This is a genomic window from Rhodovulum sp. (assembly GCF_011048875.1).
Taxonomy (GTDB): Bacteria; Pseudomonadota; Alphaproteobacteria; order Rhodobacterales; family Rhodobacteraceae; genus Rhodovulum; species Rhodovulum tesquicola.
On sequence record NZ_DSDD01000351.1, the window covers coordinates 1 to 10453 of the forward strand.

The 10453-nt window shown below is 66.9% G+C and carries 14 protein-coding genes; 1 reads left to right on the forward strand and 13 read right to left on the reverse strand.

The window, feature by feature from the left end; genetic code table 11:
* Positions 1-76: 76 nt before the first annotated feature.
* The 3 genes from ENN83_RS12290 to ENN83_RS12300 all read right to left on the reverse strand — a co-directional run bounded on the left by ENN83_RS12290 (position 77) and on the right by ENN83_RS12300 (position 2125).
* The gene (locus ENN83_RS12290; protein ID WP_287187403.1) at positions 77-772 is read right to left on the reverse strand and encodes a hypothetical protein; all 696 of its coding nucleotides are present in this window, start codon (positions 770-772) and stop codon (positions 77-79) included.
* A 67-nt stretch (positions 773-839) separates the two neighbouring features.
* Entirely contained in the window at positions 840-1772 is a 933-nt protein-coding gene (locus ENN83_RS12295) for a hypothetical protein (protein ID WP_287187404.1), read from the reverse strand.
* Complete coding sequence (locus tag ENN83_RS12300) at positions 1769-2125, reverse strand: hypothetical protein (protein WP_287187406.1); 357 nt, start codon at positions 2123-2125, stop codon at positions 1769-1771. Before ENN83_RS12300 ends, ENN83_RS12295 begins: the two co-directional genes overlap by 4 nt.
* Before the next feature lie 21 nt (positions 2126-2146).
* On the opposite strand from ENN83_RS12300, the gene ENN83_RS12305 reads away from it, so the two are divergent.
* Positions 2147-2839: a hypothetical protein gene (locus tag ENN83_RS12305; protein ID WP_287187408.1), complete on the forward strand. Its 693-nt coding sequence runs from the start codon at positions 2147-2149 to the stop codon at positions 2837-2839.
* Between the two features lie 56 nt (positions 2840-2895).
* Here ENN83_RS12305 and ENN83_RS12310 read toward each other — a convergent pair whose 3' ends face one another.
* From ENN83_RS12310 to ENN83_RS12355, 10 genes are all read right to left on the reverse strand, one after another.
* Positions 2896-4251, reverse strand: a complete 1356-nt coding sequence (locus tag ENN83_RS12310; RefSeq protein WP_287187409.1) for a virulence-associated E family protein — start codon at positions 4249-4251, stop codon at positions 2896-2898.
* A gap of 210 nt (positions 4252-4461) precedes the next feature.
* Positions 4462-5487, reverse strand: coding sequence for a toprim domain-containing protein (locus ENN83_RS12315; RefSeq protein WP_287187410.1), 1026 nt, complete (start codon positions 5485-5487; stop codon positions 4462-4464).
* Positions 5488-5495: 8 nt separating this feature from the next.
* Complete coding sequence (locus ENN83_RS12320) at positions 5496-6815, reverse strand: ATP-dependent DNA helicase (protein ID WP_287187411.1); 1320 nt, start codon at positions 6813-6815, stop codon at positions 5496-5498.
* Positions 6812-7561 carry a hypothetical protein gene (locus tag ENN83_RS12325; protein ID WP_287187412.1) on the reverse strand — a complete coding sequence of 250 codons (750 nt, stop codon included), beginning with the start codon at positions 7559-7561 and terminating at the stop codon, positions 6812-6814. Before ENN83_RS12325 ends, ENN83_RS12320 begins: the two co-directional genes overlap by 4 nt.
* On the reverse strand, positions 7558-8355 hold the full coding sequence (locus tag ENN83_RS12330) for a hypothetical protein (protein ID WP_287187414.1): 798 nt from the start codon (positions 8353-8355) through the stop codon (positions 7558-7560). The genes ENN83_RS12325 and ENN83_RS12330 overlap by 4 nt, the downstream gene beginning before the upstream one ends.
* Complete coding sequence (locus ENN83_RS12335; protein WP_287187415.1) at positions 8352-8567, reverse strand: hypothetical protein; 216 nt, start codon at positions 8565-8567, stop codon at positions 8352-8354. Before ENN83_RS12335 ends, ENN83_RS12330 begins: the two co-directional genes overlap by 4 nt.
* Before the next feature lie 11 nt (positions 8568-8578).
* Positions 8579-8806: a DUF6511 domain-containing protein gene (locus tag ENN83_RS12340; RefSeq protein ID WP_287187417.1), complete on the reverse strand. Its 228-nt coding sequence runs from the start codon at positions 8804-8806 to the stop codon at positions 8579-8581.
* Positions 8807-8946: 140 nt separating this feature from the next.
* Positions 8947-9177 carry a hypothetical protein gene (locus ENN83_RS12345; RefSeq protein WP_093359960.1) on the reverse strand — a complete coding sequence of 77 codons (231 nt, stop codon included), beginning with the start codon at positions 9175-9177 and terminating at the stop codon, positions 8947-8949.
* Between the two features lie 79 nt (positions 9178-9256).
* A complete protein-coding gene (locus tag ENN83_RS12350) occupies positions 9257-10033 on the reverse strand; it encodes a hypothetical protein (RefSeq protein ID WP_287187422.1) in 777 nt (258 codons plus the stop codon).
* 22 nt (positions 10034-10055) lie between these two features.
* Positions 10056-10453: AAA family ATPase (locus tag ENN83_RS12355; protein ID WP_287187423.1), on the reverse strand; the 398-nt coding region annotated here is incomplete at its 5' end.

A 10453-nucleotide genomic window follows, 5' to 3' on the forward strand; every position in this document is an offset into this window, starting at 1 on the left:
ACAACACGCTCCCGAAGGTCGTCTGAATACGGTTTCGTCATCCATGCTGGCCTCCTTCACCAGTATGAATTCTGAATCACACAACGCACCGTATGGGAATCCTCTTTCGATTCAGAGAAAGGCTGAGCCGCTCTAGACTCGCCAAGGTGTAATGCTTCGACCGCTTGGCGAGGTCCTTTTGGTAGCTTTCGAGCGCCGATAGCACGTCCGCGACTGGCACATCTTCACTGGAGCAGCAGAAGCAGATCTCGGCGGTCTTGTCAGCGCTCTTGTCTGCGCAGACCCGTGCGCGGAGAGCTCCATGGTCGAGCAGGCCGAGAAGTCGCGCGAGCACTTGCTCGGTGCTGATGATCCGGCCCCGCAGCCCTGCAATCTCAGGGAAATCCGGCTCGATCCCGGCGCAGCTACATACTGCGCGCTTATCCCCCGTGGCGACCATCGTTTCCGCGCGCATCAGAGCCACCGCGAAGAGCTGGCTCTCACCGACATCGATGTCCAAGCCTTCCGCCAGCGAAATTTCCTCGATTGACGCTGCCAGCGATACTTCGTCTTCCGAGGGCTCCAGAACCGACACCAGGTCGAGAAACTCCATGAGCGGTCTGCACACAGGCTCGCCGTGGGTCCTCCTGAGCCTCGCACCCACGACATACCGCAAGACGCCGAGGACCAGGACGGCCTCGTGCTCGACAGAAAGGGATGGCGGAAGGTGATCAAGACACTGCCACCGGGCCATCTTCTCAATGAGGTCATTGTCCACAAGGGCGTTAGCCAAGCTCGACGCCCCCCATCACAGCCCGCAGGTACTCCGTTTCGTCGTCCGAATACGCCTCCCAGTCCAGTTAGCGCGTCGCGATCCTATTAAGAAACCGCCAGACATCGTCCGGTCGCTCGTAGATCCTTGCAAGTGCTGCGTAGGTGGTTGACCAGTCCGACGCTTGGTAGCCGTAGCACATAGCGAGTGTGCCGGGCTCAATCCTCGAGTCCTCAGACGCGCGCATCACCGCTGCCGCCAACACAGCGCCGTTGGCTGGCCCTTGGTCGAATTCGATCTGCGGTGAGGCTTGGCCTGTTAGCAGACGTAGCGCAAAGCTGTCGGCCTCGAGCTCTTCAGAGTCGAGGCTTTTCTCCTCAAGCGGCTCGGACATGTCGACCAGAGCCGCGTTCGGCGCGAGATGGCCGCTGGTGATATGGCCCAGTTCGTGGGCGACGTGGTAGGCCGTCGGTGCTGGGTACTTCGCGTCCTTGCCTACCAGTATCGCGAAATGATCGCCATGTCGGACTGACATCGCCACCATGTGCTTGGCGGAAAGTGGAAACACCCTGAGATGGATTACCGGTATGCCGAGCCCCCACGAGGCCTCGCAAATATCCTGAAGTCGCACAAAGGGTGATGCGCTGAGCAAGGTTCCTCTCAGGCGAAGCGGATCGAGGCCAATTACCCTCTCGTCGAAAGTCGCTCGGACGCCCTTGGACAAGATCCGCGCGAGGGAAATGCCGAAAGACGACAGGGCCGCCTGCTCCTTGCTTCCATAGGTCGAAAGCCCCCTGAATTTTGCTTCGTGCCTCCAGACAAAAGTCGGTTCTTCCTCCCCGAGGAGCGACTTCGGCGAAAGCCCCAGACGGCGCGCAACGGTAAAGCGCAACTCTACCTGGGCCGAGTTCGACTGCTCTGCCTCGTCGCTCCACCAGCTTGGCCAAACAGCATCAACTGCCTGCCCGGATATACCCAGTGTCCGGAGGTCTTGCCTGAACTTCTCAGCTGTCCTCTTCAAGCGTCACCCCCAGTCCATTCGTCAAGAAAATCATCAAGCGCCGCCAGCATCTTGTCCAGCGCAACCGCCTCCATGTCGGGAAGCGACCGAAGCCGTTCCGTGATGCGCTTCAGTCCAGCCCGTTCATCCTGAATAGACGAATATTCAGGATGAGGCTTGGTGGACTCCGGGGCAGAAGCCGCCGCCAACAAACCTTGGCGAATCTTCTTGGCCGCTGGACCAAGCCTGACCGGTCCTCTCTTCAAGGCCCTTGAAATACTTGGCTGACTCACTCCGAGCGCACGTGCGACTTCCGACTGCGTGTTGCCGCGCTCTCGCATGAAATCGCCCAGTGCTTCCCGCAGGTCTTGCATGAAGGTGAATATACATGAATAATGAACGAAACCAAGAGGGAGGTGACCATGCCTTTGCCTGGGGCGTTTTGCTGGACGAGGTTCGGTGCCGAAGCTGGGCAGGATTTCGAAGCAATCCTGGCTCGCAAGGAGCAAGAGCGACGACAGAATGGTGGCGTGTTCCTCTGGGGCATTGGCAACAACGTGGCTCCGTCGCTGCCGTCGCTGTTCGAACGGGTCCGCCGGCCGATGCTCGCGTTCAGTCCAATAAAGTCGCGTGCGCAAGCACGCGATGAGAGCCCCGATCAGATCGCTGTGTGGACGCGAGCCACCGGCGCAAATGGCGAGCCTTTCCAGATTCCATCGGGCTCGATGGTCACGAGCCGGTATACGCCCGGCAAGACAAGGCACTATGCGCTCGTCTGCCAATCGCAGCAGCCGCTTCGGTCCTTTGCATCGCCCGAATGGGTCTCCATCGGGGCGCTGAGGAATGTGAAGACCGGAAACCCTGTAGGGTCCTCTCAGGTGACCGCCATAGTGAGCATCGACACTGCGCGTGAGGCATCTGGCGCGATCTATCCGATAGCTTTCCATTGCGAATTGGCTGCCCCGTACGTCCTTAAGCTCGAGGCACCGTTGGTCATCTCGGATGTCGAAATGGCAGAACGTGAATGGTCAAAGTACCGGGCTTCGAAGTGGGCAGAAGCCCCACAGCAGTTGCGCCTGGCAGTCTGAAGATAATCCATTGGAGAGCGTCTGAAGTGTTAATTGCTTCGACGTAGGGACGATCATCAGGCCGCAATGTCTCGTCGATACCGCCACTCCCGCGGCGCCTCACGGCCGCCCTCGTCCCGCCGTCGGTACCGCTCCCAGCCGTTCGCCTTGAGGTAGGCCGAGACGCGCATCTGGTCGCCGCGGGTCCAGCGGGCTGGCTCGAGCCCGATCGCCTCTTCGAGGATCTCGCCTACCGATATGTCCTTCAGTGGCTCGGCGCGCTGCACGCTCTCCGTCCGGGAGTTGCCGTAGTCGGGGAAGCCATCTGAGACGGTCCGGATCTCGTGCGTCAGCCAGTGTTCGATCAGGTCATCCCAGGCGTCGGACTGATAGCGGCGGTCCTGTTCCTCGCGGGCTTCCTCCAGCAGTGCCGGGTCGTCGATCCACCAGATCGCACCGGCGCGGAAACGGTGGATGGCCTCGGCCCAGAGCTGGTCCCGGTCGCGTGCGAGCGCCGCGATGTCGATGGCGCCGCAGCGGAGCGGCCAGAATCGGCGGTTGCCGGTCTTGTCGCGCAGGTAGGTGTCCGGGTTCACGATACCGGAGAACACGCACTGGCGGGGCACTTCGACGGTGTAGCGGCCGTACGGCGGGCGGAAGCGGTCGGTGGTCCGCGTCAGGAACGCCTTGATATGCGAGACCTCGGCGCGGCCGATGGCGTCGAGCTCGGCGATCTCCACGATCCAGACACCCTGCATGTGCAGCGCCGCGTCCTTTGAGCCAAGTTCCGGCAACTCGTCGGTGAACCATTCCTCGCCGGCCAGCACCTTGATCGCGGTGGATTTGCGCGCGCCCTGCGGCCCCTCGAGGATCAGCATGTGGTCGGCCTTCACGCCGGGACGGTAGATGCGGGCGACGGCCGAGATCAGCCAGAGCGCGCCGATGGTGTGATGGAACGCTGTGGGCTCGGCGCCGAGATAGGTGCTGGTCCAGGTCTCGATCCGGGGCGTGCCGTCCCATGTCAGGGTGTCGAGCCAGTCGCGGACGGGATGGATGCGCAGCTCGCGTGCGACGGCGCCAACAGCGCGGCTCACGACCACCGGCGCTACGTTGATGCCGCGCAGCTGCAGCCATTCGGCGGTGCGGATGTCGTCGGCATCCTCCCAGGGGCGCGGGAGGGACGCGACGCTGTGCCAAGGCAGCGGCTGGCGCACCACGATCTCCTGCCCGAACTCGTCGAAGGCGAGCACGCCGGCAAATGCCGGATCGGAGGTCAGTGCGACGATGACGTTGGCTTCGTTGCGCTCGGGCGCACCGGCGAGGTCGAGCCGGAGACGTCTGAACCAGGCGGGCTTCGGGATCGGCGCGTTGGGATCGCCGGTGGCGTTCACGCGGCGACGGAGCTCGGCCAGCTGTTGGGATAGGACCGACATGCCGATGCCGGTGGCGGTCTTGATCCGGGCGAGGATCTGGCGTTCGGGCAGCGGGTCGAGCTTTGCAAGCGCGATGCGCCCCAGCAGCGTGGACAGCGCTTCGAACTCGGGCGGGTTCGTCAGCGCCTCGGCCGCGGCGATCAGCGTCGCCGGATCGTCGGCGGAGGCGACGACGGGCGTGGCCGTCTCGGGCTCTACCGGATCCCTGTCCTACGGCTCCGCTGTGGTGTCAGCCGGTCGCGCGTAATCCTCGGCGCCTGCACCACGCTGCAGGTCGTCGTTGAAGTCATCGCCATGCAGCGGCGCGACGATCTCGTTCGGGATGTTGTCCCGGTTCAGGCGGTCCGAGAGCGTCGCGGCGGCCTGGCGGCCGGCATCTCCTGCATCGGCGTAGATGGTGACGCGCCGGGCGCCCCCGGGCCACTGGAACCGCGCCAGACCGTCGGCCGACAGCGCCGCCCAGACCGGCGTGCCGAAGAGCCCGTGCGCGGCGAGCGCCGTCTCGATGCCCTCGGCGATGCCGATGTGGCCGTCCTCCGGCATCGGGAAGAGCCGGACCACGGCATCCTTCACGCTGCCGAGCATCTTCTTGCCCGGGGGCGCCTTGGCGCTGCCGTCGTCGAGCAGGAAGGTGCGGTGGATGCCCGGCGCGCGAGTTCCGTCCGGCAGCCGCAGGATCGCGATGAGGCCGGGCCAGCCACGGCAGCTGTCGAGGTCCGGAAGATCGGGATGGAACAGCAGGTCGGGCGATCCGGGATCCGAGACCCCGCGGGCGCGCAAATAGCTCTCGCCAAGCGTACCCGCGATCGGCACGGCCCCGCTGAGAAGCCGCGCGATCTCGGCCGAGTGATCTGGGCGCGCGCGCATCGGCGACACTGGCGCTGTCCGCGGTGCAGGGTGGTCGATCCCCGCGAGCCGCGCCGCCTCGTCGAAGAGCGCGCCGTCGCAGAGGCCGGTCGCCTGCGCGATCAGGTCGATGGGGCCGGCCCGCTCGCCGGTGGCGTAGTCGAAGCCCCAGCCGGCATAGGGCCCGTCGAGATGGATGGTGCAGGAACCCTCCTTGCGTGGCGGGCGCCCGGAGAGGTCCGCGCAGCGCAAGGAACGACGGTCCCGCGCGAGCCGGGCCTCGGGGAACAACCCCGGCAGCCAGTCGGCCGCGGTGCATGCCAGCCGCTCCTTCACTGCCGCGAGATCTTGGCGGGTCTTCGGGACCGCGATGTCGTTGAGGTCGATCATCACGCCCCTCAGGCCAGAAGGACGAGCCCGCGCTCGGCCCGGGTAATCGCGGTGTAGAGCCAGCGGCGGCGGTCGATCTCGCTGCGACCGAGCCTGTCGTCCCAGACGATCACGTTCTCCCACTGCGAGCCCTGCGCCTTGTGCGCGGTGATGGCCCAGCCGAAGGTCGCCTCGGTCAGCAGGCGCTTCTCCTTGTAGTCGCGGTCATGGCGCTTGTTGTCGTAGGCGACATGGTCTTCGAAATGCCCCTTGTAGATGTGCAGCCGGCCCGGGCGCCCGTCCTCATAGGGCTCGCCGATGCGGCGCCCGTCCTCGTCATGGACAACGGCGGAGAAGTAGAGGCTGCCTTCGTCGACGATGTCCTCGAGCGTCACGAACATCCCGTTGATCAGCCCCAGATCGTTCTGGTTCTTCAGGCAGATGATCTTCTCGGCCGGCCCCGTGGGCAGCCAGGTCCCGCCGAGACCGGCCGCCGCGCGCATGGCGTTGTTGATCTGCAGCCGCGTGGCGTTCAGACCGCAGATCAGCTGGCCGCCGCGCAGCGCCTGTTCCGGCGTGATGTCGCCCTTGCGGAGCTTGGCGACATGATCGTCGTAGACGCCGAACCCGATGGGCCGGCCCTCGCGCGCCATGGTGGCGAGACGGATGATAGCGCTTTCGGCCGCCTGGCGGTGGATCTCGGTCAGCATCACGTCCGGCTCGTCTCGGGTGAAGGCGCCTTCGTCCCGGATCGGCGGCAGCTGGCCGGGATCGCCGAGCACGAGGATCGGCTTGCCGAAGCTCATCAGGTCGCGCGCCATCTCCTCGCCGACCATCGACACCTCGTTGAGCACGATGAGCCGGGCGTCCGCGGCGTCGCTCTGCGGGTTCAGGGCGAAGCGCGGGTGCTTCATCGCCGAGAGCCCCTGGCGCATCGCCTCGATCGCGGCATCGGCCGTGGTGCGCGCGAACCCGGTGAGACGGAGCGCGTCGCGTTCGGCGACCGCGATCTTGCGGGCAGCCTCCTCGATTTCCTCCTCGGTCGACTCGATCACCGAGTAGATCAGGCTGTGAATGGTGCGCGCGGGCGTGCCCTTGCGGGTCAGCACCAGCGCGGCCTTGCCGGTGAAGGTGGCGGTGACGACGCCGGGCACGCAGCGGCCGTCCTTCGCGCTGCGGTGGGGCGAGAGCCCGAGTTCGTCGAGCGCGAACTTCAGCACTGTGGTCTTGCCGGACCCGGCATAGCCGAACAGGCGGAATACCTGCTGCTGCTTTGTGCGGGTCTCGAACCACTCCTTGATCTCGCGGATCGCGGCGGCCTGCGTGGCGGATGGGGTGAACTCGGTCATGGCTGGGGCATCTCCACTGCGTAATCCTTGACGATCCCGCCGCGGCTCGGATCGCCCACCTCGCATTGGCGGACGAAGACCCGGCGCCCGTCGGCCAGCTGCCGCCAGTGTCCACGGCGAAGGTGCCAGCGCGGGCTGGCGTGACTGCCGCCCTGCGGCGGCGTCGCCGCCTGAAGGCGCGTTGGATCGATGGCGACTTGCCGCCAGACCCATCCGCGCACGCCCTCGCGGGCCAGGCGGGACCGTTTTGCAAGCGACACCTTGCGGTCGCGGATTTCAGGTGAGGCGCCGAGGATGGTCAGCGCGCGCCAGACGATGCCGGCGGCGACTTCGCCGTGACCGCGGACCGTCTCGTCGCTCCGCTCGGCCGGGTTGCCCTCGATCTCCGCCTTGCCGTCCGGATGCATCCAGATCCGCACGAGGCAATCCGTCCAGCCGCGCGGCGCCCGCTTGCGCATGAGGAACGTGGCCTCGACGATGTCGCCGTCGGCGCGGGCGCAGACGATCAGGCCTGAGGGAGACGCGCGCTGCTCGCGCACCTCGAAGATCACGGACGGGTGCGGCAGCCGAAGCGGACCGGTCAGAACCCGGGTCATCGCGCGGTCGACGCTGTCGCCATCGAAGGCGGCCTGATCGTCGAAGAAATAGATCGGCGCGAACTCCGCCGCTCCGAGAAGGTCGGAGCACCAGAACCGCTCGCGATGGGCGCGGACGATCCTCTTGAGTTCATAGGCGTCGGGGATCATCGCCGCTCTCCCCAGCACCGGCCTGCCCAGGCACAGGGCGCGTGCCACTTGCCGGCCGCCATGCCGCCGCGGCAGAGGACGGCCGTGGGCTCTGCGGCGGCGCGCGGCAGCCATTCCCCGACCTCGGAGGCTCGCACCACGGCGACGGCGCGATCCGACATCTCCTGCGCGAGATGCGCATCGAAGGGCACGAGCTCGGCGTGCAGTTCCATCGTGTCGCGGTTCAGCGCGGTGAAGAGCGCAGGCGCCGGCAGCTCCATGTAGGCCTGATAGAGGGCGATCTGGGCGTCATAGACCGGCCGGGCGAGGCTGACGCCGCGCTTGACCACGTCCTTCCAGCTGGCCGCGCCGAGCGCCTTGTTCTCCCAGAGCGCGGGATAGTCCATCGCGACGGGACCCGAGACGAGGCAGCCGTCGATATGGCCCTTGAAGCGGCCGCCGAGGGCTTCAAAGCCGAACTGGCGGCCGTCCGGACGCTCGGTGCGCAGGTCGAACCCGGCGATCCGGAACCAGCCCGCGACGATATCCTCGGCCCTGTGGCCCGCCTCGAAGATGCGGAGCGTGCGCGGCGCAAACTCCTGGCCCTCGTCCTTGGGCACCGCGAGGAAGTCGTACTGGATCTGGCGCAGGCAGTCGCGGCCGAGGCCCGAGGAACTGACATAGGTGCGCGGACGCTCGGCGCGGTGGCGCGCGGACAGCGCCGTGTCGATGGCGGCGGACACGGCTTCGGCAATGGGCGGGCGCGGCGCGCCGGCGCCGTAGAGACACCCCGAGCCATGGTTCAGGTCGATCATCGTTCGCGCTCCCAGAACCCGCCGGCCTGCGCGATGCAGGTCAGCTTGTGGAACTGCGCGTCCGTCAGTCGGGCGCTGTCGCCGAACCGCGCGAGCTTCTCTCGGAGGCTATCGCAGAACTCGATCTCGAAATCGGTGACGGCGTTCTCGACGGCAGCCTCGAGCAGAGGTTTCCAGCTGCAGGCCGCCGTGTCGTCGTTCAGGTCGATCATCGTGCGCCCCCTCAGAACGGAATGGGGTCGTCGAGGACCGTGCCGGTGCGTTCCTTGCGCTCGGCCTGGTCCTGCATGCTGTCGATGTAGCCGGTGACCGCCGCCTCGATGAGGCGGTCGATGTCCTCGGCGCTGCGGTGAAAGAAGGGCTCCATGAGCCCGAGGTCGGTGAGCGCTTCGGCGAAGAGCGTCCGCGCATCGCGGATCGCACGGGCCTCGCGCGCGGTCTTGTCGATCATGCCGTTGTTCCTTCGGGCGATGGCGCTGCCCACGTCCTGACAGCGGCGCGAGCAGAAGCGGTGGTAGGGGTGGCGATCCCAGCGGAGACCGTGGCAGTAGCCGAAGCCGCGCGCCTCGCGGGCGCAGACGGCGCAGAGAGCTACCCGAGCAAGAATGTCGCGATCGGGTCCTCGGGCGGCCAGCCCGCCCTCTGGAGCTTTTCGGACTGGAGCACGATCCAGCGGGAGATCGCGTTGCTGGCCATGGCTTCGAGGTCGCCGAGGCTGAGGCTTGCGATGGGGGCGTGCAGTCTTCCTCGGGCCTCGAGCCATCGTCCGATCTCCAGCGCCGCCTCGCGCGTCACATGCGCCTGCCATTCATCCGGGGTCATCGGCCCGGCAGGATCGCGCCGGGCCTCGGGCCGCGGCGAAGGCCGGTTTGACCTCCGCCGCGACGCTGCCGACCGCGCCTCAGCCATTGAGCCAGGCGGGCATGCCGGTCGCCGGCGCGGCGCCCGGCGTGGACGGCGGGGATGCGGGCGATTGCTGGGCCGACGGCTGCTGCGGGGGCTGCTGCGGAGCCGGCGCCGGCGCGCCCCAGGCCGGAGCCGCGGACGGCGCTTGCGGCTGCGCACCCCATGCCGGCGCGGGCGCCTGCCATCCCGGCGCCGGCGCGCTCGCGGCCTTGCGCGGCGGAGCGTTGACGGGCTCCGGGGGCACGGTTTCGCCGCGCATGATGGCGGCATGCTTCGGCTCGTCGGGCAGAACGACGTTCGCGATCCGGTTCTGGTCCCGGTACTGGGGGTTGGAGGCGGGCTCCACCATGATGCGCGCGGCGAAGACGATGCCGTCGAGATGCTTGAGCCCGGGCAGCACACGCTTGGCCTTGGCGTCGGGGCTCTCGTCCCTGGGATCGAGCCCGAGAGCGCTGTCGACCATCGCCCGAAAGGTGGATTTCGAGATCTTCCAGCCGATCGACTGGCCCTTCTCGTCGACCTTGCCGCCCGCCACGGTGAAGCTCTGCCAGAACTTCCGCCGGGCATGTGGGCCCTCGAGGATGGTGAACTCGCAGTCCAGCATCTTCGCATCGCTCGACTGCGAGGCCTTCAGGAGCTTCGCGTCCATCGCGGTAGCGCCGTCGATGCCGCCGGGGCGCACGGTCAGGCGGACCTTGGCGAAGGTGCCGTCGGGGATCAGCTCGCCGATGGGGGCCATCTGCGGCTGGGCGTCGTTGAGATCATAGCTCATGGATCTGTCCTTTGCGTCTGGATCAGGAAGGGGTGGCGGGGTGTGCGGGGGCGCGGCCGTCGATCTTGGCGATCAGCGCGCCGAGATCGGGCGCCTCGGTCACCTCGAGGCGGCCGGAGCGGTCCTTGGCGGGAAGGCCCCAGGGGTTGCCGGACCGGCAGACGAGGCGGCGCTCGGCGGAGGTTTCGTCGAGAGTCCAGTCGCTCTTGGCGTCGCGGCCGAAGAGTTGCATCGAGACCACCTGATCGACGATGCCCGGCAATTCGCGCCCGGCCTTCGTGCCCTCCATCTGCGGCTGCCATGTCGTCGCGCCGAACTCGTCGGTGACCTTTTCGAGCACACCGACGAAGATCACCGTCTTGCCGCGGGCGTGCTGGAGGTGCTTGAGCGCCTGGATCACCTCGCGGCCGAGCAACCCAT